Origin of the sequence: uncultured Parabacteroides sp. (assembly GCF_905196875.1) — a bacterium.
Classification (GTDB): Bacteria; Bacteroidota; Bacteroidia; order Bacteroidales; family Tannerellaceae; genus Parabacteroides.
Window position 1 is genome coordinate 1 of the sequence record NZ_CAJJWO010000061.1, and the last position, 23,277, is coordinate 23,277.

The window sequence follows — 23,277 nt, forward strand, 5'->3', positions numbered from 1 at the left end:
ATGCCAATGTGCCAATTTAGAATGTGAACTAAAATAAGAGGCCTCATAGGGGTGGTTCGCGAACCGCCCCTACGAACACAACATTCAAAACTGACAAATTAAGAACCTCTATCGGCATATAGGTAAATTGATTTATAAGCAAATTATTAATTAAACAACAATTATTATGGCTACAGAAGAATATAAGTGGTTTTTCGATCTGGTGGAGTTCACCATGACGAAAGACGTGACAAACGACTATTCGGCAGCTGTCAAGCGATTGCGTTCGCTGACTATCGAGGATGTTGCAAAAGCAATATGTGCCGAACGTACGGAATACAGGCCGGAAACGTTGGTGAATACATGCAAGCTGGTCGACGAAATGATCTGCCGCCTGGTATGCCAGGGAAATACGGTGGTGACAGGGTCGGCACAGTATTCGCCGGACCTTTCCGGACTTTTTATCGGTGAAACGGGCGAAGTGAAACCGGAAAATAAATGTATCGTTAATGTTTCTCCTTCTCAGGCGCTTCGCCGGGAAGTGGCGAAAGTGAAACCTGTATTTTCAGGAAATGTAAAGAAGCTGGGCGGTGCCCGCATCGGGCTGGTGAAGGACGTAACCACTGGCCTTACCGACGGTACGATTACTCCGGGCGGTATGCTCGATGTGACTGGAGCAAAGCTTCGTTGCCTCAATGCCGACGGAACGGGTGTCGGGAAATTGACGCTGGTCAATACTGCCGACGATTCGGTAGCCGCCACCATCACTGCCCTGGCTGTGAATGATCCGAGCCGTCTGGTATTTTCCGTACCGGCGAACCTGCCTGTCGGAAGTTATCGCCTGCAGATTGAAACATACTATAGCAACACCAGTACTTTTCTGAAGGAGGCACGTGTGCTGATTTCTCCGCTCGACCTGGTGGTCGCTGATGCCGGTGGTGGTGACGACGATGACCGTCCGGTAATAGAATAGTGTTTGCGTCGATAGCTTGTGCGCTACCTCGTAGGTTGCTCGCGCGCTGCCGCGTCTGCCACCTACGCCCTTCCTCGTAGACGATCTACGCGCCGGTTCGCGGGTCATCTACGCGGGAGTGCGCAGATGGCTCAAATCTGTCGATGACCGAATAATTAATAACAACCGAATGAAAATGAATCGCCTGATCGGATTATTTTTTTGTCTTTTCTTGCCATTGGCATGTAGTGAAGAACAGAGTTGCGACATACAGCCCTCTGCCCGGCGTACCCTCCTGGTATATCTGGCAGGCGATAACAGCCTGTCGGAAGAGGTGTGGCAAAAGGTGGATGCGCTTGTTTCGGGCTGGCATAATATACAGGATAACCTGTTGATTTATCAGGATACACGGGGAGAGAAAGGAACTCCTTCATTGATGAAAGTAGTCTACAATGGTGGTCATTCCTATACCGAGGTCGTAAAGGAATATCCGGATGCCAATTCGGCAGATCCGCAGGTCTTCTCGGAGGTTTTGAGGGATATGGCGAGTGGTTTTCCGGCTCCTTCTTATGGGTTGTTACTTTTCAGCCATGGTACGGGCTGGCTTCCAGCGGGACGTTATGCCGATCCGCGTGCTGCTAATCGATCCGGTGAGAGATCGTCTTCTGGCAAAGGGTTTCGTTCTATCATCGACGATGCCGGACGCGAGATGGAGATAAGGGATTTTGCGGCTGCTATTCCTGACGGACAGTTCGATTTTGTCGTTCTGGAGGCTTGCCTGATGGCCAGTGCGGAGGTGGCTTACGAATTACGCGACAAAGCCGGTTTGCTGCTTGCATCGTCGGCGGAAATACTGAGTCCGGGGTTCACGCCGGTTTATGAAGATATGCTTCAGGCTTTATTAGCACAGCCCGAGGTGGTATTGTCCGAGGCGGCTACTGCTTATTATACGCATTGCAATGGGCTGGAAACTCCTTACCGGAGTGCCACGGTGAGTGTGATACGGTTGGATAAAATGGAGGAACTGGTACGGGCAATAGGGGAGGTATATCGTCTTTTGCCTGATGAGATAAGTCGTGAAGAATTGAAAAACATTCAATGTTTCGATCGCTCAGGCGATCGGCTGTTTTTTGATCTGGCAAGTCTGGTTACCTATGCTGCAGAAAAGTTGGGGCCGGAAAAACAAACCATAATAAAACATGCGCTCCAGGTTCTTTCTGAAACTGTTGTTTACAAAGCGGCTACACCTTTTTTTGTAGATCTGCCTCTACGTAGGCATAGCGGTCTGACTATTTATATCTCGCAACATGACTATCCGGTATTGAACTCAGCCTGGGAACAAACCGGGTGGGGAAAACTGATGAAATGAATAAACAAATAAAAAGAAAACAGTATGAATAAAACAGAATTGACAAAACGAGTATCTAAACGTATGTCTATAACTCAAATCGAAGCACGGCGCTTCGTAAGCGCTTTCGAGGCTTCTCTTGCCGATGCACTGAAAGAAGATAAAACTTTGATGTTACAAGGGTTTGGAACCTTCTATCTTTGGGAACAAACAGCCCGTGAAGGTCGTAACCCACGTACGGGAGAGGCTTGTTTGATCCGTCCCCGCTTAAGTGCGAAATTCAAACCGGGGAAGAATTTACTGAAAGATTTGAATAAGTAAAGGCAGGCGTTCAAAGGTTCGTATTTAGGACATAATGAGTCAATGTGGCAATATGCCAATGTGCCAATTTAGAATGTGAACTAAAATAACAGGCCTCATAGGGGTGGGGTTTACCCACCCTTTGCGACAATGATATAACAAACGGTGAAGGAGGGCGGGCAACCCCTGCCCCTACGTCGAACCTGCCTGTTCTATTATGACGGCGCCTGTACGGGCGGTTCGCGAACCGCCCCTACGAACACAACATTCACTTCTGTCAAAATACGACTCCTTTTAAGCTTGTGTCGTATTCCTCCAGATCCGTGTCATATAAAACGGCAAATGTGTGAATGCGAATACGAACGAAATAATCAGTAATATCTTGCTTTCATTCCATCCCACTGTCTGCTGATGCCATAGTCCGGTGATTACACAGAGGATGGAGAGGGCGATACCTATCATGTTAAGTGAAAGCTGCCCTTTACGATGCTGCTGCATATATTCCAGTTTACTGTGTTTAATGCCATAGCAAGCATAGATATCCAGTCCGATCAACATCCATAATATTAAACGTATCCAGGTATCGGCCGGGAGAAAGAGCATCATGCAAAGGCAGGTAACGATTCCCAGAATAGGAATGAGCGGTACAAACGGTGTTTTGAAAGCTCGCTGAACGTCCGGCATTGTTTTTCTTACTACCAATACTCCGGCACATACCAGTGTGAAAGCAAATAACGTTCCGATACTGGTCATTTCACCTGCTACGCGAGCCGGAACAAAGGCTGCCAGCAACCCTACCAGCAACATAAAGAGCAGATTACTTCGTGCCGGCGTACGGAACTTTTCGTTGATATGGGAGAAGAAAGGAGGTAAAAGTCCGTCGCGGCTCATACTCAGGAATACACGGCTTTGTCCAAGCAGAGTCACCATGATGACCGAACAGTAACCGAACAGGATGGCCAGAACGATCGCTTTATTCAACCAGGGATAATCCGGCTGGATAATACCAGCCGCATCTGCATTCCCCATATTTGAAATAGCGACGGCTACGGGAGCAATCCCTTCTTGTCCGCCAAACTGGGTATAATGTGCCACTCCTGTCATCACATGGGCGAACAGCATGTATAAGACGGTACACACCAGTAGGGAGACGAGAATACCGATCGGCATGTCGCGTTTCGGGTTTTTAGCTTCCTGTGCTGCGGTGGATACAGCATCGAATCCGAGGAAAGCGAAAAAGACGATGGCCGCTCCACGAAGCACCCCTGAGAAACCGAACTCACCGAGTGTTCCTGTATTGGCAGGAATATAAGGAATATAATTGTCCGTATTGATATATTTCCAACCCAAAGCAACGAAAACCAGTACCACGGAAACCTTCAGGAATACAATGATCCCGTTAAAGATCGAACTACCTTCCGTTCCGCGGATCAGGAAGATACTCATCAGGACAACGATCAGGAAAGCAGGGATATTGATTATGCCACCGTCCCAGGGACAGGCAGTAAGTGTTTGCGGTAAATGAATGCCTAGCCCTTCCAGGAAGACTACGAGGTAACGGCTCCAACTGATACTGACGGTCGTTGCCGCCACAGTGTATTCGAGTACAAGATCCCAACCGATAATCCAGGCGATTAACTCGCCCATAGTCGCATACGAGTAGGTGTAGGCACTTCCGGCCACCGGAATCATTGAAGCAAACTCTGCATAACACAGCCCGGCAAAGCAGCACCCCAGGGCAGCTATGGCAAACGATAAGGTAATGGCTGGTCCGGTATATCCGGCTGCAACGGTTCCTGTGATCGAGAATAATCCCGCTCCGATAATAACGCCGACACCTAGTGCTACCAGGCTCCACGGCCCCAATACCCGTTTTAATGTTTTACTTCCTGATTCATTTGCTTCTGCCTGTAAGGCTCCCAGAGGTTTCTTTATGAATAATCCCATTTTCTTTTATTTGTGTATTTAATTGTGGATAGACAACCGTTCCCATACGTAGGAGGGGATCAGTTTCCAGAAGAACACAAGAGTTACATAACGCCAGTCGATGATGACAGTGCGTTTTTTTCTGCTCAGTGCCCTCACGATCTGTTGCGCAACTCGTTCAGGACGCATCAAAAGAGGATATTTATCATTTTTCAATAAGTCTGTTTTTACGAAGCCGGGACGGATATCGGTAAAATGTATAGGCAGCTTCTCCATTTTGGCCAATTGGGCCAGAGCGTCGATGTAGGTATTCTGAAATCTTTTGGTGGCCGAATAGGCAGGAGCGGCTCCCAAGCCTTTTGTTCCGGCTATGGAACTGATAACGGCCAGATGTCCTGCCCCTTGTTCCTGAAAATAATGGTAGGCAGCTGTTACCATGCGGGTAAAACCGATAGCATTGGTATTCACCGTTGCCAGTTCTATATCTGGATTTAACATCCGGTTCTGGCTGCCGATGCCTGTACTGAGCAGGAATAGATCCATGCCTCCCAGCTTGTCGATCAGTTGATGAAGTTTTTCTACTGCATCGACCTCGTTAACATCAAGTTGTTGTATCTCTATCTGTTCAGGAGCCTGTTCTCTGAATGCTTCGAGACGTTCGATACGGCGTCCTGCCACTCCGATATGCCAACCCAACTGACGGTATATTTTTGCAACTTCATAACCGATACCTGACGTCGCTCCGATGATAACAATCCTTTTGACCATTTCCTTTGTTTAAAAATATAGTGGGACAAATATAGGGATATACTGTGAATATAGGAAATTATTATCTTTGTAAACCTTATAACGGGTTCGGTGATCCCAAAAACAAAGAAAAATCGTATGACAAGAATACTGGTAGTAGAAGATGAACAGCGTGTAGCGGAGCTCCTGAAGGTAGGTCTGGAAGATTCCGGTTACCAGGTTTCTGTCGCTTTTGACGGTGAGATGGGGTTGCGTCTTTTTCGGGCTTCGGGGTTCGATCTGGTGATCTCTGATATTATCCTGCCGAAGATGAACGGCTTTGAGCTGACGAAAGAAGTGCGGCAACTGAATCCGGATATCCCTGTTCTGATGCTTACTGCTTTGGGTACAACCGACGACAAACTGGATGGCTTCGATGCCGGGGCGGACGATTATATGGTCAAACCTTTCGATTTCCGCGAACTGGATGCCCGTATCAGGGTGCTGCTGAAAAGAAAAGTTGTCGCTTCGCAAACTGTACAACCCCAGGAGTTAAACTATGCCGATCTTCATATCGATCTGTCTGCTAAGTCTGTCTTTCGCGATGAACGTGAGATAAAACTGACTCCTAAAGAGTTTAATTTGCTGGCTTATATGATGGAGAATCCGGAACGAGTCCTGTCGCGTGCGGAGATAGCCGATAAGGTTTGGAACACTCATTTCGATACGGGAACTAATTTTATCGATGTCTATATCAATTATCTCCGAAAGAAAGTCGACCGTGATTTTCCTGTTAAACTGATCCATACTAAGCCAGGTATGGGTTTTATACTTCGTACCGATGAAAATCAGGACTAAACTGACGATTCGTTATACGGCAGTCACAGCTACTGTCTTCCTGTTCCTGATGGGAATGATCTGGTTCTTGTCGGAAAGTAACCGGAAAAGTGTTTTCTATCGTGACCTGAAAAAGGAGGGAATTACGAAAGCCAATCTATTTCTGCAACATAAGGTCGATGCTGCTACCATGCAATCCATTTATATGAATAACCGGGAGTTTATCGATGAGGTGGAGGTGGCTGTTTACGAACCGGATTTCAATCTGCTTTACCATGATGCCAAAGAGATAGACCGGGTGAAAGAAACTCCAGAAATGATCCGGCGTATTATCGAAAAGAAATCCATCGAATTCTTTGAAGGAGATTATCAGGTGGTCGGACTTTTGTATTCGTTTGAGGGGAAAGACTATGTTATCACGGCTGCTGCATTTGACGGTTATGGCTATGCGAAACTCGATGCTTTACGGAATATCCTGCTGATATTGTGGGGTGTCGGGTTGGCGATACTGGCTGTTGTGGGATATTTTCTGTCGCGAAGTGCTTTGTCGCCTGTCTCGAATATCGTCAGGAAGGTGGAGAAGATAACGGCATCTAATCTGGACGAAAGAGTTCCGGTAGCGGACGAAAAAGACGAGTTGGGAGAGTTGGCTGTAACCTTCAACCGTACGCTCGACCGATTGGAGCAGTCGTTTGATGCACAGAAAATGTTTGTTAGTAATGTCTCCCACGAACTTCGTACGCCGATGGCTGCCTTGATCGGTGGCCTGGAGGTTACGCTTCTCAAGGAGCGTTCCGGTGAAGCCTATCGGAAAGCGGTGGAAGAGGCTTTGACGGATGCGGATAAGGTTGTGAAATTGTCTGAGGGCTTGCTCAATCTGGCCCGTGCCAGTTATCAGCCGGAGCAGATCAGTATGGAAGAGGTGCGCCTGGACGAATTGTTGCTCGATGCCCGCGAACTGGTTCTGAAAGCCAATAAGGAGTATAAGGTCAATCTGCTTTTTGAAGAAGAGACCGACGACGATGCCATGATCACTGTCTCCGGGAATGCTTATCTATTGAAAACTGCCTTTGTCAACCTGATGGAGAACAACTGTAAATTCTCTGATGACAAAACTTCCTCAGTGCAGATATCTTTCTATGAAGAAAAATCCATCCTCCGCTTTTCCGATTCAGGTATCGGAATCCCTGCGGAAGATATGGAACATCTCTTTACCGCCTTCCACCGTGGCAGTAACCGTAACTATGCAGTCGGCAATGGAATAGGGATGGCGTTGGTGCAAAAGATCGTTTTCCTCCACAAAGGAAATATCTACGTTCATTCTTATCCAGGCGAAGGGACTGTGTTTGTGGTGGAGTTTCTGCATATTTAGAATCTGTTTACTACATAAAATGAAGAGAAACACTATCTTTGTGTATCTACTATGGATCGCTTTGTGATTTGGATAGTTATAGATCAAATTTTGTGACTTATTATGGATAAAAGAGAATTAGATATAGCCTATTTTCTTTCGTTTTGTATCGAACAATATAAAATGGAACGAGATTTGTCGGGTGAAGATACCATGAATTTATTTGAGAAATATAACGTATTGTCTTATTTATCAGATAACTTTGAGGTATTGCATACACAGGGGCGACAATGGTTAATGGAAGAGATAAAGGATTATATTGCAAAACAAAAGGAGGAAATGGAATGAAACTATACCACGGAAGTTTGGAAATAGTAGAAAATCCACAAATACGACTAGCCAATCGTACGCTGGATTATGGTATGGGATTTTATACCACAACCTCCGAAGAACAGGCAGAGCTGTGGGTGAAGCGTAAAATCAGAGGAAAAGACAATAAAGGTTTTATCAATGTGTATGAATTTGATTTATCCTCAATGGAAAAGTTGAAAATATTACGTTTTACGGAGCCTACGGAAGAATGGTTGGACTTTGTAATGGCTAATCGGACAGACCGGCTTTTTCATCATGATTATGATGTGGTATATGGTCCTGTTGCAAATGATCGTGTTTATGCTGCCTTTGCTTTATACGAGGGAGGTTTGCTTAACAAACAGGAATTAATTCAGGAATTAAAGACTTATCTTCTGGTGGATCAGTTGCTGTTTCATACGGAAGATGCATTATCTTATTTAATCTTTTTAGAAGCGAAGGAGGTCTAAAATGAACAGAGAAATCACAGATAAAAACCTTTATTTGTTGTTACCTTCCAAAGTAAGCCTTTTAGCACAGATGTATGTAAAAGAACATGGAGGTTCAATAATAGAAGCTATACAAAAATTTTATCATTCTAATACTTACAAAGCTTTGGAAAAAGAAAGTTCTAAACTGTGGCATTATGGTGCAGTGGCTTTATATGAGGAATTTATGGATAAAAAATAAGTAAAACATGCTTTCTGGTAAAAATATTATGTACTTTTGCCGCATGTTAAACAAACAATTTAAATCGGATTTGGTGTAGTAAACAATCTGTATTCCTTGTACAGGTTGTCCTTTCGTTTATTCTCGGGTAATTCTACTCGGGTGTAATTTCTATTGTATTAAGTAAACATTTATCAGTGTACAATAATGAGAGTATTGTTATGCTTTCATGGTATACTATGTACATTTATATATAAATATATAAGAAAATGAGTAACGAAAATAAAACAATTCACGAATTCGATTTAAACCTTATCTGCGAATATTTTTTAAATACAGAACGTCAGGGACCCGGAAGTCCTGAAGTGACGCGTAAAGCACTGAGCTTTATTGATAATCTGACCGATCAATCCCTTATTGCCGATTTGGGTTGTGGTACAGGCGGTCAGACAATGGTTCTGGCACAACATGCACCGGGACATATTACAGGTCTCGACTTTTTCCCGAAGTTCATCGACCGGTTCAATAGTAATGCCGGAGAGCTGAATCTTCAGGATAGAGTGAAGGGTATCGTCGGTTCGATGGATGACCTTCCATTCGGAGAGGAAGAGTTGGACCTGATCTGGTCGGAAGGAGCTATCTATAATATCGGTTTTGAACGCGGACTGAATGAGTGGCGTAAATACCTGAAACCAGGAGGATATATCGCTGTCTCCGAAAGCGCATGGTTTACCGAGGAACGTCCGGCAGAGATTCATGATTTTTGGATGGAGTCATATCCGGAAATAGATACGATTCCTCATCAGGTAGCCCAGATACAGAAAGCCGGATATCTTCCTGTCGCTTCCTTTATTTTGCCTGAAACATGCTGGACAAAGTATTATTTTGCACCATTGGCTAAGGCTCGGGAAAAGTTTCTTGCAAAATATCCGGGAAATAAATCCGCCGAAGAACTTGTCGTGATGTCATATCATGAAGAAGAATTATACCGCAAGTATAAAGAGTTTTACGGCTATGTATTTTATATCGCAAAAAAGGTAACACAATGATTAATTTGAATAAGTATGGTTGGAACGACAGATTGGACCAACTAAAACAAGAATCTACATATAAAACATTGTCTCACGGACGGATAGCTATCGTGCATCGTACCTGCTACGAAGTTGTTTCCGAAAACGGACTGTTTCAATGTGAGTTAACGGGAAGTATGATGTATGGAAGATCGGACTTTGAACTACCTTGTACAGGTGATTGGGTACTATTTCAACCATTCGACGATAGCAAAGGAATTATTGTCGATATGTTGCCCCGTGAACGGACATTATACCGTAAGAAAAATGGAACGGTAGCCGAAAAACAGGCGATTGCTTCGTATGTGGATAAGGCGTTTATTGTGCAGGGTCTCGATGATAATTTCAATATTCGCAGGGTCGAACGCTTCATGGTTCAGATATTGGAAGAAAGCATCGATCCGGTATTGATACTTAATAAATCCGATTTGTCTTTTGATAAACAAGAAACAGAGGAGGCTATTAAACACCTTGCCTGCAAGATGCCGGTGTTCTTCACAAGTATCCATCATCCTGAAACGGTTTCCCAGTTACGGGAATCTATATCGGAAGGCGAAACAGTTGTCTTTGTCGGTTCCTCGGGGGTAGGGAAGAGTTCGCTGGTCAATGCACTCTGTGAAAGATCGGTGCTGTTGACTTCCGACATTAGCCAGTCCACCGGAAAAGGACGGCACACTTCCACCCGCCGGGAAATGGTCTTGATGGACGGTTCAGGTGTTTTGATCGACACTCCGGGTATCCGGGAGTTCGGACTGGCGGTAGATAATCCCGATTCACTTGCCGAAATGCTGGAAATTTCCAACTACGCAGAATCGTGTCGCTTCAAGGATTGTACACATACCAATGAACCCGGCTGTGCTGTTCTTGAAGCTGTAGCAGAAGGTTTGCTAGACACCAAAGTGTATGAAAGCTATCTGAAACTTAAGCGGGAGGCCTGGCATTTCTCCGCTTCCGAGCATGAGAAACGTAAAAAGGATAAATCCCTTTCAAAGCTCGTCGACGAAGTGAAGAAGCGCAAGGCAAATTCTTGACTTCTATTTATATGGTGCAGGTTTCCAAGGATTCCTGCACCGTATTATATTATTTTTTAGACATACAAACTTTAGGGTAGAATGGTTTTTGTTTTGTGTATAAAATAAAAATGGATAATATTTGTATTCAATTATTATAATGTGTATTCTGGGTTTTCGTTGTATACTGGATTTTATTGGGGATAATAGTATTTTCCGATTCCGCCGAATCCAGTTATTATTTTATTTTCTTTCGTTTTATTGATAAAGTTGCTTAGTCGTTTTTCAAATTCTTCAGGCCGTTTCCTGGCTGCTTCAATGTATGCAATCCGGATACGTTTATATGGGTCGGAGAAGAGTAGGTAGTTTTTCCATGCTATTTTATCCTCTTTCAATCTGTCGATTATATCGTTTGGAAAAATAAAAGGGTCAGACAGAACAGTTCGTATTTTATCCTCAAATTTAGGGTGTATCATTTTATTTTCTAATAACCATTTAAGTCGTTCTTTGTTGGCTTGAGAGTATGTGCTTTTAGGGTTTCTAGGCGTGAAGCGCTGAATTTTATGTTCTTTGTCAAGCGATTTTATCGTACTGTCGATCCATTCGAAACAAAGGGCTTCTTCAACGGCATCATTGTATATAATGCTTTTTTTGCCTGATGATTTCTGGGGAAAGACAAACCAAATTTCATCTTTGATTTCAAAGTTATCTGCTAGCCACTTTCTCCAATCTTCCCGATTTTCAAAGTACATTATATTATCTTCTGTTGTCATAATGGTTGTTTTCATTTTGGGGGTAGCTTAGTCCCCATTGTACTCTTTGTCATTCATGCAATATATTCTTTTTCTGTGACCAGGTAATCTCTTGTCCATAATCGTTTACGTTTTATGCAAAAATAGTGGAAAATATTCAGGTAGACTTGAAAAAACACTCTTTTTTGAGGGGATTTTCAAGTCCACCTGAATATTTTCATTTTGCAGAGTCGGTAAAAGTAGAAGTAAACTGCAAAATTCTAATGGTTCTCTAATACCCTTCTAATTGTTCTCTAACGGCTTGTCTGGCCAGGTGTCTCTACTTTTGCGCTGTCAAAAAGAGAGACATAAAACGAATACCAAACCGGAGACTTCCTGCTTTGGGAGCAGGGAGCTTCACAAAAAAGAGTTATCATGTGGATCAGAAGAAAGAAAAGAAAGAACAACAACTCAATCTCTTTCAACAGCGAACGGGTGTTCCTGGCTGCTACCCAACCACTGAAATCAGTGTTCAGTTATTTCGATACTTCGCGTCTGGGACTGACGGAAGGAGAAGTTACAGACCGTTTACGTTTCCATGGGCCTAATGAAATCGTACGCGAGAAACGCGACCGTTGGCTGATCATGTTTATTAAAACCTTTATCAATCCTTTTATCGGAATCTTGATGGCATTGGCGGTTATTTCACTGGTAATCGATGTTTTGATGGCCGCCCCGGAAGAAAGGGAGTGGGTGACCGTTATCGTTATTACGGCGATGGTGATGTTGAGTGCTATCCTTCGTTTCGTGCAGGAATGGAAATCGGGTAGGGCTTCGGATGCTTTGAAACGGATGGTGAAGAATACGGCTACCGTCTACCGCCTGGGTGCAAAAGACGGGCAGGAGGTGAATATCGCTGAACTCGTACCGGGGGATATCGTTTACCTGGCTGCCGGTGATATGGTGCCTGCCGATATCCGTATCGTGGAGTCTAAGGATCTGTTTGTCAGTCAGTCGTCGTTGACGGGCGAGTCGGATGCCATAGAGAAAAGGGCGGAACTGGGGAACAGGACACACCGTACGGGCAGTGTGGTCGAACTGGATGATATTTGCTTTATGGGGTCGAATGTGGTGAGCGGATCGGCGATAGGCGTGGTGTTTGCTACCGGGCGTTCTACTTATTTGGGGACGATTGCCAAAAGCCTGACGGGGGTGCGGGCGCAGACGAGTTTTGACCGGGGAATCAATAAGGTGAGTTTGTTGCTGATACGGTTTATGCTGGTGATGGTTCCGTTTGTGTTCCTGATTAACGGGTTGAGTAAAGGAGACTGGTTCGACGCTTTTCTGTTTGCCGTATCCGTTGCTGTCGGACTTACGCCGGAGATGCTGCCAATGATCGTTACCTCCAATCTGGCGAAAGGGGCTGTCAGCATGTCGCGCCGCAAGACGATCGTGAAGAATCTGAATGCGATACAGAGTTTCGGGGCGATGAATATTCTTTGTACGGATAAGACGGGGACGTTGACACGTGATAAGATCGTGTTGGAAAAATATCTCAACGTACATGGGGACGACGATCTGCGTGTGTTGCGGCATGCTTATTTCAACAGTTATTTCCAGACCGGGTTGAAGAACCTGATGGATAAGGCGATCCTTTCGCATGCGAAGGAACTGGATTTTGAGCATCTGGGTGATAAATACAGGAAAGTGGACGAGATTCCGTTCGACTTTACCCGTCGTCGCATGTCGGTGATCGTGGAAGATAATGACGGTAAGCGGCAGATCATCACCAAAGGAGCGATCGAGGAAATGATGCAGATCTGTTCATATGTGGAATATAACGGTGAAGTATGCCCGATGACAGACGAACTGAAGCAGATTGCTTTGGCGATAAGCGGGCGGATGAACCGTGACGGTATGCGTGTGCTGGCAGTTGCCCAGAAGAGTTGGATAGAAAAGGAGCTGGATTTCTCGGTGGAGGATGAAATGGATATGGTGCTGATCGGTTATCTGGCTTTCCTCGATCCTCCTAAATCGTCGGCTGCCGGTGCGATTCGCCAGCTGCATGAGCATGGTGTGGAGGTGAAGGTGTTGTCCGGTGATAATGAAGCTGTGGTGAAAGCGGTCTGCCGCCAGGTCGGTGTGGATATTACGCATACGTTGCAGGGGCCGGAGATCGAAAAGATGACGGATGAGGAACTGGTGAAGGAGCTGCAACATACGACGGTTTATTCGAAACTGACCCCGATGCAGAAAACACGTATTATCACGTTACTGCAACAGGGTGGGAATACGGTCGGTTTCCTGGGGGACGGGATCAACGATGCGTCGGCCTTGCGTCAGTCGGATATCGGGATTTCAGTGGATACGGCGGTCGATATTGCCAAGGAGAGTGCTGATATCATTCTGTTGGAAAAGGATTTGATGGTGCTGGAACAAGGTGTTCTCGAAGGGCGTAAGATATTCGGCAATATTATGAAGTATATTAAGATGACGGCGAGTTCAAATTTCGGTAATATGTTCAGTGTGTTGGCGGCAAGTGCTTTCCTTCCTTTCCTGCCGATGCTTCCGATTCATTTGTTGGTACAGAACTTGTTGTATGATGTTTCGCAAACGACGATACCGTTTGACAAGGTCGACCGTGAATACCTACTGAGGCCGCGTAAGTGGGATGCCTCTGATCTGAGCCGTTTCATGATCTGTATCGGGCCGATCAGTTCGATATTCGATATCACGACTTATCTGTTGATGTGGTATGTGTTCGGGTGTACTTCGCCGGAGCATCAGGCTTTGTTTCAGAGCGGTTGGTTCGTGGAAGGGCTGCTTTCGCAGACATTGATCGTGCATATGATCCGTACACGGAAGATTCCGTTTATACAGAGCCGTGCTTCATGGCCGGTATTACTCACCACTTTTGCGATCATGGCGATTGGTATCATTCTGCCGTTTACAGGGATAGGTGCGTCTATCGGGCTTGTACCGCTGCCGCTTAGTTATTTTCCCTGGCTGCTTGCTACTTTACTTGGATATTGTATGTTGACTCAATTCGTAAAACAATGGTACGTAAAACGATTTACACGCTGGTTGTAATAGTGTTGCAGATGGGTGAGGAGAAAGTGGTTTTTGCCCGGGAGAAGCCGGGAGTATCCGTTCAGTACACAACTGAGCTACAGTCGGATTTCGGCAGGCGGTTGAATTGGGTGAATCTTCTTTCTCTTCGTGCTACGGTACCGATGGAATGGCTGGGGCTATGGGGTAACGGGAAGTTGGAGGTTCAGACGATTTCTGTCTACAAGACCTCCTGTGAACGGATTGCCGGAGATAGGCAGGTCTTTTCGAATATAGAAGAGGACAATCTGCCTTTCAGCCCTTTTATCCTGGGGTATTCCCAACTGATAGGAAAGGTGCTTCTGTTCGGGGGATTGCGGAATGTGAACGAGGATTATTTCACGGCTCCGTATGCCTCCTTGTTTACGAACAGTTCTTGTGGGATCTATCCGACTTTGTCGGCCAATTACATACTGGCGAACTATCCTTTGTCCGCTGTCTGCTTGCATCTGGAATATCAGATAAATGAGGAGATCGGGATAAAGAACAGTCTGTATAACGGGAAGGCTTATCTCCCTTTTAAGCGGGGAAGTTCGGTATTTACCGTTGCACCGCACCGGGATGGCTTACTTGATATGGCGGAAATGAGTTATACTACAAACAACAGTTATCATGGTACTTATAATATGGGCATTGTTGTACATGGCGGCAATCGTTTCAGTGATGCGTCTGACTATCGTCTGCCGTCGGAACAGGCGCAAGCGCAGACGGAAATGTCGTCGGCAAAACATTGGCGGGTGAATTATGCCTGCTGGCTTTCTGCAGAACAGGTGTGTTGGCGTTCGGGGCGTTATTCGGCGGGAGTGTTGGGACAGTATTCTTTTGCTCCATCCGGTCGCAATGACTGTCGGCGCTATATAGCTGCCGGGGGTGTTTTCGAAGGAATACTTTCTGCTTCACGGGATGATGCTTTAGGCGTGATCTTTTCGCAGGCTTCTTTCTCCGATGTCCAGGAGAGGACTTTGGAAATAACATGGAATTATACGGTGTCGGATCATTTTACTGTGCAACCTGCATTTCACTTTATACGGACTGGAAATGAGAGGTATAATATTGCTATGTTGAGGGTGGTGGTGAGTTATTAGCTTATAAATTCCAGGGGGTACAGGAACTTTCTCGTTATGGCCGTTGTTTTATTACTGATGAATAAAAGAGTTAGTATATGGAAAATGGCGTAGTGATGCAATATTTCGAGTGGAATCTCCCGAATAACGGAAATTTATGGAAACAGTTGAAAGAAGATGCATCTCATTTACATGAAATCGGTGTTACGGCAATTTGGATTCCGCCTGCATATAAAGCGGACGAGCAGCAGGATGAAGGTTATGCCACGTATGATCTGTATGATTTGGGTGAGTTTGACCAGAAATGTACCGTTAGAACAAAGTATGGGACGAAGGAAGAACTGAAGGCCATGATCGATGAACTGCATAAATATCATATTTCGGTTTATCTCGATGTGGTATTGAACCATAAGGCCGGAGGCGATTATACTGAAAAGTTTATGGTTGTAGAAGTCGATCCTACCGACCGTACGAAGCCTGTCAGCGATGAGTTTGAAGTGCAAGGTTGGACCGGCTATAATTTCCACGGACGGGGTGACAAGTATTCTGATTTTAAATGGCACTGGTATCATTTTTCCGGTACGGGTTTTGATGATAAATCGAGAAGGAGTGGTATCTTCCAGATTTTAGGTGAAAATAAGAACTGGAGTGAAGGAGTGGATACCGAAAATGGGAACTACGATTTTCTTCTCGGAAATGATATCGACCTCAATCATCCCGAAGTAGTAACAGAATTGAACCGTTGGGGAAAATGGGTCTCTAATGAATTGAATCTTGACGGAATGCGTTTGGATGCTATCAAACATATGAAAGACCAGTTTGTCAAACAATTCTTAGAAGCAGTGAGAACCGAAAGGGGAGAAGACTTTTTTGCTGTAGGTGAATATTGGAACGGTGATCTGGAAACGTTGGACAACTATCTGGAAGCGGTCGGGAATAAAATCAGCCTGTTCGATGTGCCCCTTCATTATAATCTTTTCCAGGCTTCGCAGGAAGGAAAAGAATATGATCTGCAGAACATTCTGAAAAATACCTTGGTAGAACTGCATCCGGAACAGGCTGTCACCTTTGTCGATAATCATGACTCACAACTGGGTAGCTCTCTGGAATCACAGATTGAAGATTGGTTCAAACCATTGGCCTATGGCTTGGTTCTACTGATAAAAGACGGCTATCCTTGTCTTTTTTATGGTGATTATTATGGTGTGAATGGAGAGAAGCCGTCTCATACGCAGATCATAGATCTTTTGTTGGATGCCCGTCGGAAATATGCTTACGGAGAACAGACAAATTATTTCGATCATCCTTCCACTGTTGGTTTCGTAAGGAGTGGAGATGCTGAACATCTGGGATCGGGTTTGGTTTTTCTGATTTCTAATGATGAAAAAGGCAGTAAGACGATAAATATAGGCAAAGAGCATGCCAGGGAAAAATGGTATGAGTTGACTGGAAGCATTGCCGATGAAGTACAGATAGATAAAGAGGGAAATGGTGAGTTTTCTGTCAATGGGCGTAATTTGGCTGTTTGGATCAAAAAGATCAATAATAATGCTACATTTGCTTAATTATTCGTTTTTTAAGGAGATGGATGAATATAATCTCACAAAAGCCGGAAAAGTCAATATCGGTTATTGCTTTCCCGGCTTATTAATTGTTTATGCTGTTGAAATATGTTTCTTATTATTTCTTCAGTAAGATTGTTTCTATTTTTTCTTTCAGCACTTCTTTAGGCTGTGCACCCTGAAGCATCTGAGGCGTTCCTTCCATAGGAATGTATAACAGGGCCGGTATTCCTTGTATGCCGAAAGCGGTTGCCAATTCCGTTTCTTTATCTACATCCACTTTGTAAATATCGATTTTGCCGGCATATTCCTTTGCTAGCTGGTCCAGAGACGGAGCGATCATTTTGCAGGGACCACACCAGTCGGCATAGAAGTCGATAATGGCCGGCTTATTTCCCAGATATTTCCATTCGTTTGGACTCGCTTCAAAATTATATACTTTCTTCAGAAAGTCTGCCTTATTGATATGTACAGGAGCAGCAGTTTCCTTTCCTGTAGTTTCAGTACTATTTTCTGTTTCATTATTTTTTGCTTGTCCTTTACATGAAGACAAGGTTATAAATCCTGCTACCAGAACCAGTAGTGTGAAGAATTTTCTACTTTTCATTATATACTATTTTAAATGTTGATGATTAATATGTCAAATCCTGTTTCCAGGTAATACCACTTATATCTGTTAATATAAGTTCATAATTTCCTTTGGGTAAACTAGTCAGTTCTTTCTCTTTTATAGTCAGTTCCGCTTTGCTTCCCAAAGGTATAACAAGGCTGTATTTGCTTGAAACAACTTTTGCCACATATTTGTTTTGAATGTCTTCTGCCGGAAATTTTGAAAGATCTTCTCCATTTCTATCAAGAATAATATTGCCGTTTGCATCTTTTAAAGTGATACCGATCAGAAATGAACCATATACATCAGCACCTTCCACACGGTAAACGTTAAATGACAATTTATCCTGATTCAGGTTGACGGATGATATTTCGATTTTCGGTTTGACGGATTTGTTATGTGACTTTCCCCAAACTCCGTTATGAAATACCTGGTTAGTCAGGAGCGTCAGGAATAATATGGCTGTAGCACCTGCTATCGATATTTTCCTAATACATTATTGCTGACTGGAGTGGACCAGAGGTAAGCCATCGTGTCCATCCGACAACCAGGCGCAGTGCAAGTGTAAACATCCCGAATAAAGAATACGATTGCTGCATATTCTGTTTTTCTTCCAATTCCATATCTGTAAGTTATTTATCTTTATTTGTCGAAACTTTACTCTCTTTTTGAAAAGAGCTGAGAAGTAATCCCCCGATAATAGCTCCCCAAACCGAACTGTTGATTGGAGAAGATGTTATAGGACATGTCCCTGTTGTACAACCGATAAATTTCCAATAAAGAAATCCCCCAAGTGCTCCAATTACTATTCCCAGTAATGTAAGCCAGTGTCTTTTGATATATACTTTTGTCATTGTAAAACCTCCTAATGCTGTTATGTCGTTTTTATCTTTCCCCTGCAAGGATTATAATACAAACGTAGATGATATTTTCTAATAAAACAAGTTTCTAGTAGAAAATATATATAAGCGTAACAAACTTTCACGAAAAAGTCTATTGACAGCTATTTCAAAACCGGTTTATTGTGAAGTTTTTTTTCTCCTTCGCATTTTTATACAGAATTGTATAACGGATTTCACAGTAAGAACCGAATCTCTTTTTGTCTGTAAATTTCCTGTACAGGTGTATAATCTGCTTTTAATCTCGTTTTTTATCCTTACCTTTGTTACAAAGAAAAGTAATCGATGACTCAAAAATATCCATCTGCTTTATTGGAAAATGCAGTAAATGAGTTGGCTTCGCTTCCCGGAGTGGGAAGGAAGACGGCTTTGCGGTTGGCTTTATATATGCTTCGCCGGGATGAAGGCTATACGGAAAACTTTGCGTCCGCCTTACTGGCTTTGCGGAGAGATGTAAAGTATTGTACTGTGTGTCACAATATTTGTGATGACGAAATGTGTTCCATCTGTGCCGATCCTCACCGGGATCATTCGACTGTTTGTGTGGTTGAAAATATCAAAGAAGTAATGGCAATTGAAAACACCGGACAGTTCCGGGGCGTTTATCATGTCCTGGGTGGTATTATTTCCCCTATGGACGGTATTGGTCCGGGCGATCTGCAAATAGACAGTCTGGTGCAGCGCGTAGCCAATGATGAAGTAAAAGAAATCGTACTAGCCCTCAGTACTACAATGGAAGGAGATACTACCAACTTCTTCATCTATCGTAAACTGTCGGCTTATGATGTAAAGATTACGGTCATTGCTCGTGGCGTTTCCATTGGTGACGAGATAGAATATGCGGACGAAATAACATTGGGTCGTTCTATCGTCAACCGAACCAGTTTTAATGATTCGATAAAAATATAATCTGATTCTTATGTACGAAACCAAGATATCCATTATCATTGTAAACTATAACGTAAAGTATTTTTTGGAGCAATGCCTATATTCGGTTCGTGCAGCTGTTGCTGGTTTTGATGCGGAAGTATTTGTCGTTGATAACAACTCTACGGATGGTTCTGTCGATTATCTCCGCCCCAGGTTCCCGGAAGTGACTTTTATTGAGAACAAGGATAATCCGGGATTTGCCAAGGCTAATAACCAGGCAATCCGTCAATGTAATGGAGAGTACGTGTTATTGCTTAATCCCGATACTGTGATAGGTGAGGAGAGTCTCCGGACTCTTTGTTTCTTTATGGATGAACATCCGAAAGCAGGCGGAATAGGGGTGAAAATGTTGGATGGGCATGGTGCATTTTTACCTGAGAGTAAGCGTAGTTTCCCTTCTCCCTGGGTTTCGTTCTGTAAAATATTCGGATTATCGAAATTGTTTCCTAAATCGCGTATATTCTCAAGGTATAGTTTGGCTTATCTGGACAAGGAAAAACAACATAAGGTAGACGTACTGGCCGGTGCGTTTATGCTGCTTCGACACGATGCGTTAGACAAGGTCGGATTGTTGGATGAAGCCTTCTTTATGTATGGTGAAGATATTGATCTGTCGTACCGGATGGTATTAGGTGGTTATAAGAATTATTATATTCCGGAACGTATCCTGCATTACAAAGGAGAAAGTACGAAGCATGGCGATATGAAATATGTGAAGGCCTTTTATGGTGCCATGCTGATCTTTTTCCGGAAATATTATCCTCATTCCGGTTGGCTGATGGGTTTTTTTATAAAGCTGGCTATTTTATTGCGTGCTTCATTGGCTGCTTGCTCACGTCTGTTGGGAGTCAAGCAAAAATCCAGGAGTAAGCATAAGCGTTTACTGATACTTTGCCATAAGGACAATTTTGAGGCCATCAAGTCAGCTTGTGTGAAACGTATGCCCGAACTGGAACATATAAATCTTTGGGATCTGGATGAAGAACGCGTCATGGATGCCATTTGCCGTCGTAATCAGATGAAGGAATTTACTGATTATGCCATTTGTTATCCGGATGCCCGTTTTGAACAAATGCTTTTGTTAATGGATTCGATGGTCAGTAAGAAAGTTACTTATCATATTTTTTGTAAGGAAAGCGGACAATTAATATCACCGGGGAAATAATATGGCACAACTGGAAAATGAAATAATTCGTCTCCGTGCTTTGGAGCCAGAAGATCTGGAACCTCTGTATCGTTGGGAGAATAATCCGGACTTATGGAGCCTGGGGAACACTATGTCTCCTTATTCCCGTTATATCTTGAAGGAGTATATCCAGGAATCGCATCGGGATATATTCGACTTGAAGCAATTGCGCCTGATGATCGAACTTCGTTCAACAGGTGCGGCCGTCGGTACTGTCGATGTGTATGATTTCGAACCGCATCATCGCCGTGCCGGTATCGGGATTTTACTGGACCCTCTTTATCAAGGAAATGGATTGGCTACTGAAGCAATGAATGTTCTGATGGAATATGCTTTTTCTTTTTTGAAGTTGCATCAGTTATATGTACATATTCCTGTAGACAATGAAGCCAGCAAGGCACTCTTTACTCGTTGCGGGTTCATTGTTACGGGTATTATGACGGATTGGATTCAGACAGAAAATGGATATTCTGATGTTCTGATGATGCAAAAAGTGAATGTATCTACTGTGTAATAAATCAGTTCAGATAAGGATCTTTCGGATATTTAGTCCATGCTTCATAGTTACTGCCCAGCTGTTCGAGAGAGTTTTTCCAGAAACTTTCTCCATCGGCAAGTAAGATATTTTCTTTGGTAGCATGACTGACTACCCATGAGTTTTTATTGATCTCGCTGCCTAACTGTCCTTTCGTCCATCCCGAATAACCCAGGAAGAATTTAACTTTCCCTTCAATAGAATGGCCTTTCAACATGTAACGTTTCAAGGCTTCAAAGTCACCATCGAAATAAAGATGGTCTTTTATCTTCACCGAATCAGGCACGATCAAATCTCCTAAGGAATGAATAAAGAACAGTCGGTTGGCACTTACAGGGCCACCCAGGTAGATTGGTATTTCCGGATACTCTTCAAGTTCCGGAAAAAAGGTATTTACTATTAAATCGGTTTTCTTATTTAATACAAATCCCATGGAACCCTCTGTGTTGTGTTCTACGAGTAAAACGACAGAGCGTTGAAAGTAGGCATCTTGCAAGAAAGGTTCGGACATGAGGATACTTCCTTGTGCAGGAAGGACATTATTATGTGTTATTTTAAATATATTATTATATGATGCCATAGTGAAGATTGCTTACTGTGTTAGACAGGGACAATATATGGCTTTTGATGTTAAGAAGCAAACGAAAAACCCGGCATTTGGGTTAATAAGTGTAAAATAAATGCCGGGCTTGTGTTAATTATAGGGTCTGATTTTCTTTGAATAGCTTTAAACGCTCTTCCAGAAGGTCATATTGGTGTGGTTTGATGAACGAAGTGCAGGCACGCAGACCTTCCTGGTTGCTGCCGGTTGTGCTTAAAGAGATGGCACTTACTCCGTAATAGATCAGTTCTTCCATCAACTGTCCGCCGGTCATTCCGGGATAGGCGATCGTGAAATAGAAGCCGTCGGCAATCGGTTCGTCCAAGTCATGATCGTAAACGATCGTGAAACCGTAGTCTGTAAAGATTTTCTTCAGTCTTTCGGCGCGGCGTCCGTATTCCTTTACTTCCGAGATAAAATCGAACTGGCCGTCGGAGGCTGCTTTGAACATAGCCGCCAATGCTACCTGCGCCGAATGACTGGTTCCTGATGACAGGGCGTACAGTACACGGTGGATGTAAACAGTACCGAAAGTGCCGCCGCCATAACGCTTCGTCAATCCCGGATAAGCACGGTGGTAAAGTTTGTTTGAAATAGCAGTTACACCGATACGTTGTCCGGCATAGCTGAATGCTTTCGAGCCGGAGATCTGCAAGATGTAATTATCCGTATAATGTGCAACGCTTGCCTGATAAGGAGCTTCGAAAGGTTTGCCGAGTTCTTTGCGGAAATCCATAGCGAAGTAGGCGAGGTCTTCGATCACGATCGTATCATATTTGTTTGCCATCTCTCCGATGATCTTCAGTTCTTCGTCTGTCAGGCAGAACCAGGCAGGGTTGTTCGGGTTCGAATAGATCATGGCTGCGATATTGCCTTTTGAAAGGTGTTCTTCCAGGATGGCACGCAGTTTCTCTCCGCGATATTCATAGACGTCGAATGATTCATATTTATATCCCATCACGACGATCTGCTGTTTCTGAACCGGAAATCCGGGATCGATGAAGAGGATAGTATCTTTTCCTTCCGTGCATTGTCCGCTGGTAAGGAAAGAGGCAAATGTCCCTTGCATGGAACCGGTTACCGGAACACAGCATTCCGGTGCTATATCTATATTGATAAAAGCCTTGATGAATCTGGATGCTTCTGCTTTTACTTCCGGCGTACCGTTGATATTCGGATAGATGGAGGCGATGCCGCTCTTTAGTGCATTTATTTCCGCATCGACACCAACTTGCGCCGCTTTCAGTCCGGGAACGCCCATTTCCATGTGTATGAACTCGGTTTTTGTTTCCTGTTCCAATTGTGTGGATATGGCAACAACTTCACGGATTGTAGCTTTCCCGAAATCCGGTAATCCGTAGCCATCTATTATTTGTCTGGCAGTCTGATAATCTACTGGAGTATTCTTCATGTCTGTTATAGTTTATATGGGGGACAAAAGTAAAAAAATAATCGATCCGATGTGAAATATTTGTATGAAACTGTTGTGTAATTGAAAATATTATCTACCTTTGCACCGCAATCGAGAGAGA

23 protein-coding genes and 1 pseudogene are annotated in these 23,277 nt (G+C 43.8%); 16 read left to right on the forward strand and 8 right to left on the reverse strand.

Annotated features, from left to right (window positions below):
- The first annotated feature begins 166 nt into the window (after positions 1–166).
- From QZ076_RS16785 to QZ076_RS16795, 3 genes are all read left to right on the forward strand, one after another.
- Positions 167–952, forward strand: a complete 786-nt coding sequence (locus tag QZ076_RS16785; protein ID WP_293714974.1) for a DUF4469 domain-containing protein — start codon at positions 167–169, stop codon at positions 950–952.
- Positions 953–1,121: 169 nt separating this feature from the next.
- On the forward strand, positions 1,122–2,300 hold the full coding sequence (locus QZ076_RS16790; protein ID WP_293714977.1) for a clostripain-related cysteine peptidase: 1,179 nt from the start codon (positions 1,122–1,124) through the stop codon (positions 2,298–2,300).
- A 24-nt stretch (positions 2,301–2,324) separates the two neighbouring features.
- Positions 2,325–2,600, forward strand: a complete 276-nt coding sequence (locus QZ076_RS16795) for an HU family DNA-binding protein (protein WP_293714980.1) — start codon at positions 2,325–2,327, stop codon at positions 2,598–2,600.
- Between the two features lie 273 nt (positions 2,601–2,873).
- Here the strand turns inward: QZ076_RS16795 and QZ076_RS16800 are convergent, their stop codons facing one another.
- Entirely contained in the window at positions 2,874–4,526 is a 1,653-nt protein-coding gene (locus QZ076_RS16800; protein ID WP_293714982.1) for an amino acid permease, read from the reverse strand.
- Positions 4,527–4,544: 18 nt separating this feature from the next.
- Entirely contained in the window at positions 4,545–5,273 is a 729-nt protein-coding gene (locus QZ076_RS16805; protein ID WP_293714985.1) for an SDR family NAD(P)-dependent oxidoreductase, read from the reverse strand.
- Between the two features lie 117 nt (positions 5,274–5,390).
- Between QZ076_RS16805 and QZ076_RS16810 the strand changes: the two genes are divergently transcribed.
- From QZ076_RS16810 to rsgA, 7 genes are all read left to right on the forward strand, one after another.
- A complete protein-coding gene (locus tag QZ076_RS16810; protein WP_293714989.1) occupies positions 5,391–6,089 on the forward strand; it encodes a response regulator transcription factor in 699 nt (232 codons plus the stop codon).
- On the forward strand, positions 6,073–7,440 hold the full coding sequence (locus QZ076_RS16815; RefSeq protein WP_293714992.1) for an ATP-binding protein: 1,368 nt from the start codon (positions 6,073–6,075) through the stop codon (positions 7,438–7,440). Before QZ076_RS16810 ends, QZ076_RS16815 begins: the two co-directional genes overlap by 17 nt.
- A gap of 102 nt (positions 7,441–7,542) precedes the next feature.
- Positions 7,543–7,767, forward strand: coding sequence for a DUF3791 domain-containing protein (locus tag QZ076_RS16820; RefSeq protein ID WP_293714994.1), 225 nt, complete (start codon positions 7,543–7,545; stop codon positions 7,765–7,767).
- Positions 7,764–8,240: a DUF3990 domain-containing protein gene (locus tag QZ076_RS16825; protein ID WP_293714997.1), complete on the forward strand. Its 477-nt coding sequence runs from the start codon at positions 7,764–7,766 to the stop codon at positions 8,238–8,240. The genes QZ076_RS16820 and QZ076_RS16825 overlap by 4 nt, the downstream gene beginning before the upstream one ends.
- Before the next feature lies 1 nt (position 8,241).
- Complete coding sequence (locus QZ076_RS16830; protein WP_122360249.1) at positions 8,242–8,460, forward strand: hypothetical protein; 219 nt, start codon at positions 8,242–8,244, stop codon at positions 8,458–8,460.
- A 248-nt stretch (positions 8,461–8,708) separates the two neighbouring features.
- Positions 8,709–9,488 carry a class I SAM-dependent methyltransferase gene (locus QZ076_RS16840; RefSeq protein ID WP_293715003.1) on the forward strand — a complete coding sequence of 260 codons (780 nt, stop codon included), beginning with the start codon at positions 8,709–8,711 and terminating at the stop codon, positions 9,486–9,488.
- The gene (gene rsgA / locus QZ076_RS16845; protein ID WP_293715006.1) at positions 9,485–10,540 is read left to right on the forward strand and encodes a ribosome small subunit-dependent GTPase A; all 1,056 of its coding nucleotides are present in this window, start codon (positions 9,485–9,487) and stop codon (positions 10,538–10,540) included. Before QZ076_RS16840 ends, rsgA begins: the two co-directional genes overlap by 4 nt.
- A 173-nt stretch (positions 10,541–10,713) precedes the next feature.
- On the opposite strand, the gene QZ076_RS16850 is transcribed toward rsgA, so the two are convergent.
- Complete coding sequence (locus QZ076_RS16850; RefSeq protein WP_293715009.1) at positions 10,714–11,292, reverse strand: YdeI/OmpD-associated family protein; 579 nt, start codon at positions 11,290–11,292, stop codon at positions 10,714–10,716.
- Between the two features lie 393 nt (positions 11,293–11,685).
- Between QZ076_RS16850 and mgtA the strand changes: the two genes are divergently transcribed.
- The 3 genes from mgtA (at position 11,686) to QZ076_RS16865 (ending at position 16,987) form a co-directional block, all read left to right on the forward strand.
- The gene (mgtA, locus tag QZ076_RS16855) at positions 11,686–14,340 is read left to right on the forward strand and encodes a magnesium-translocating P-type ATPase (RefSeq protein WP_293715012.1); all 2,655 of its coding nucleotides are present in this window, start codon (positions 11,686–11,688) and stop codon (positions 14,338–14,340) included.
- Complete coding sequence (locus QZ076_RS16860) at positions 14,307–15,443, forward strand: carbohydrate porin (protein ID WP_293715015.1); 1,137 nt, start codon at positions 14,307–14,309, stop codon at positions 15,441–15,443. Before mgtA ends, QZ076_RS16860 begins: the two co-directional genes overlap by 34 nt.
- Positions 15,444–15,520: 77 nt before the next feature.
- Positions 15,521–16,987, forward strand: a complete 1,467-nt coding sequence (locus QZ076_RS16865; protein ID WP_293715017.1) for an alpha-amylase — start codon at positions 15,521–15,523, stop codon at positions 16,985–16,987.
- Positions 16,988–17,102: 115 nt separating this feature from the next.
- Here QZ076_RS16865 and trxA read toward each other — a convergent pair whose 3' ends face one another.
- The 3 genes and pseudogenes from trxA to QZ076_RS16880 form a co-directional block, all read right to left on the reverse strand.
- Positions 17,103–17,591: a thioredoxin gene (gene trxA / locus QZ076_RS16870; RefSeq protein ID WP_293715020.1), complete on the reverse strand. Its 489-nt coding sequence runs from the start codon at positions 17,589–17,591 to the stop codon at positions 17,103–17,105.
- Positions 17,592–17,616: 25 nt separating this feature from the next.
- A pseudogene (locus QZ076_RS16875) lies at positions 17,617–18,078 on the reverse strand (TQO small subunit DoxA domain-containing protein); the annotation flags it as partial.
- A gap of 148 nt (positions 18,079–18,226) precedes the next feature.
- Positions 18,227–18,448 (reverse strand): DUF6132 family protein, encoded by a 222-nt coding sequence (locus QZ076_RS16880; protein ID WP_293715023.1) that lies wholly within the window; start codon positions 18,446–18,448, stop codon positions 18,227–18,229.
- A gap of 330 nt (positions 18,449–18,778) precedes the next feature.
- On the opposite strand from QZ076_RS16880, the gene recR reads away from it, so the two are divergent.
- The 3 genes from recR to QZ076_RS16895 are packed head-to-tail and all read left to right on the forward strand — an operon-like array spanning position 18,779 to position 21,123.
- On the forward strand, positions 18,779–19,402 hold the full coding sequence (gene recR, locus QZ076_RS16885; protein WP_195372137.1) for a recombination mediator RecR: 624 nt from the start codon (positions 18,779–18,781) through the stop codon (positions 19,400–19,402).
- Between the two features lie 10 nt (positions 19,403–19,412).
- Entirely contained in the window at positions 19,413–20,588 is a 1,176-nt protein-coding gene (locus QZ076_RS16890) for a glycosyltransferase family 2 protein (protein WP_293715026.1), read from the forward strand.
- A gap of 1 nt (position 20,589) precedes the next feature.
- On the forward strand, positions 20,590–21,123 hold the full coding sequence (locus tag QZ076_RS16895; RefSeq protein WP_293715028.1) for a GNAT family N-acetyltransferase: 534 nt from the start codon (positions 20,590–20,592) through the stop codon (positions 21,121–21,123).
- A 4-nt stretch (positions 21,124–21,127) separates the two neighbouring features.
- Here the strand turns inward: QZ076_RS16895 and QZ076_RS16900 are convergent, their stop codons facing one another.
- On the reverse strand, positions 21,128–21,724 hold the full coding sequence (locus tag QZ076_RS16900) for a YqgE/AlgH family protein (RefSeq protein ID WP_195372134.1): 597 nt from the start codon (positions 21,722–21,724) through the stop codon (positions 21,128–21,130).
- Positions 21,725–21,842: 118 nt separating this feature from the next.
- On the reverse strand, positions 21,843–23,156 hold the full coding sequence (locus tag QZ076_RS16905; RefSeq protein ID WP_293715031.1) for a pyridoxal phosphate-dependent aminotransferase: 1,314 nt from the start codon (positions 23,154–23,156) through the stop codon (positions 21,843–21,845).
- Positions 23,157–23,277: the final 121 nt, after the last annotated feature.

Bases quoted from the DNA above. Each gene is read 5' to 3' on its own strand.
- QZ076_RS16785 (WP_293714974.1), top strand. From the start codon at position 167: ATGGCTACAGAAGAATATAAGTGGTTTTTCGATCTGGTGGAGTTCACC.
- QZ076_RS16790 (WP_293714977.1), top strand. From the start codon at position 1,122: ATGAAAATGAATCGCCTGATCGGATTATTTTTTTGTCTTTTCTTGCCA.
- QZ076_RS16795 (WP_293714980.1), top strand. From the start codon at position 2,325: ATGAATAAAACAGAATTGACAAAACGAGTATCTAAACGTATGTCTATA.
- QZ076_RS16800 (WP_293714982.1), bottom strand. From the start codon at position 4,526: ATGGGATTATTCATAAAGAAACCTCTGGGAGCCTTACAGGCAGAAGCA.
- QZ076_RS16805 (WP_293714985.1), bottom strand. From the start codon at position 5,273: ATGGTCAAAAGGATTGTTATCATCGGAGCGACGTCAGGTATCGGTTAT.
- QZ076_RS16810 (WP_293714989.1), top strand. From the start codon at position 5,391: ATGACAAGAATACTGGTAGTAGAAGATGAACAGCGTGTAGCGGAGCTC.
- QZ076_RS16815 (WP_293714992.1), top strand. From the start codon at position 6,073: ATGAAAATCAGGACTAAACTGACGATTCGTTATACGGCAGTCACAGCT.
- QZ076_RS16820 (WP_293714994.1), top strand. From the start codon at position 7,543: ATGGATAAAAGAGAATTAGATATAGCCTATTTTCTTTCGTTTTGTATC.
- QZ076_RS16825 (WP_293714997.1), top strand. From the start codon at position 7,764: ATGAAACTATACCACGGAAGTTTGGAAATAGTAGAAAATCCACAAATA.
- QZ076_RS16830 (WP_122360249.1), top strand. From the start codon at position 8,242: ATGAACAGAGAAATCACAGATAAAAACCTTTATTTGTTGTTACCTTCC.
- QZ076_RS16840 (WP_293715003.1), top strand. From the start codon at position 8,709: ATGAGTAACGAAAATAAAACAATTCACGAATTCGATTTAAACCTTATC.
- rsgA (WP_293715006.1), top strand. From the start codon at position 9,485: ATGATTAATTTGAATAAGTATGGTTGGAACGACAGATTGGACCAACTA.
- QZ076_RS16850 (WP_293715009.1), bottom strand. From the start codon at position 11,292: ATGACAACAGAAGATAATATAATGTACTTTGAAAATCGGGAAGATTGG.
- mgtA (WP_293715012.1), top strand. From the start codon at position 11,686: ATGTGGATCAGAAGAAAGAAAAGAAAGAACAACAACTCAATCTCTTTC.
- QZ076_RS16860 (WP_293715015.1), top strand. From the start codon at position 14,307: ATGGTACGTAAAACGATTTACACGCTGGTTGTAATAGTGTTGCAGATG.
- QZ076_RS16865 (WP_293715017.1), top strand. From the start codon at position 15,521: ATGGAAAATGGCGTAGTGATGCAATATTTCGAGTGGAATCTCCCGAAT.
- trxA (WP_293715020.1), bottom strand. From the start codon at position 17,591: ATGAAAAGTAGAAAATTCTTCACACTACTGGTTCTGGTAGCAGGATTT.
- QZ076_RS16880 (WP_293715023.1), bottom strand. From the start codon at position 18,448: ATGACAAAAGTATATATCAAAAGACACTGGCTTACATTACTGGGAATA.
- recR (WP_195372137.1), top strand. From the start codon at position 18,779: ATGACTCAAAAATATCCATCTGCTTTATTGGAAAATGCAGTAAATGAG.
- QZ076_RS16890 (WP_293715026.1), top strand. From the start codon at position 19,413: ATGTACGAAACCAAGATATCCATTATCATTGTAAACTATAACGTAAAG.
- QZ076_RS16895 (WP_293715028.1), top strand. From the start codon at position 20,590: ATGGCACAACTGGAAAATGAAATAATTCGTCTCCGTGCTTTGGAGCCA.
- QZ076_RS16900 (WP_195372134.1), bottom strand. From the start codon at position 21,724: ATGGCATCATATAATAATATATTTAAAATAACACATAATAATGTCCTT.
- QZ076_RS16905 (WP_293715031.1), bottom strand. From the start codon at position 23,156: ATGAAGAATACTCCAGTAGATTATCAGACTGCCAGACAAATAATAGAT.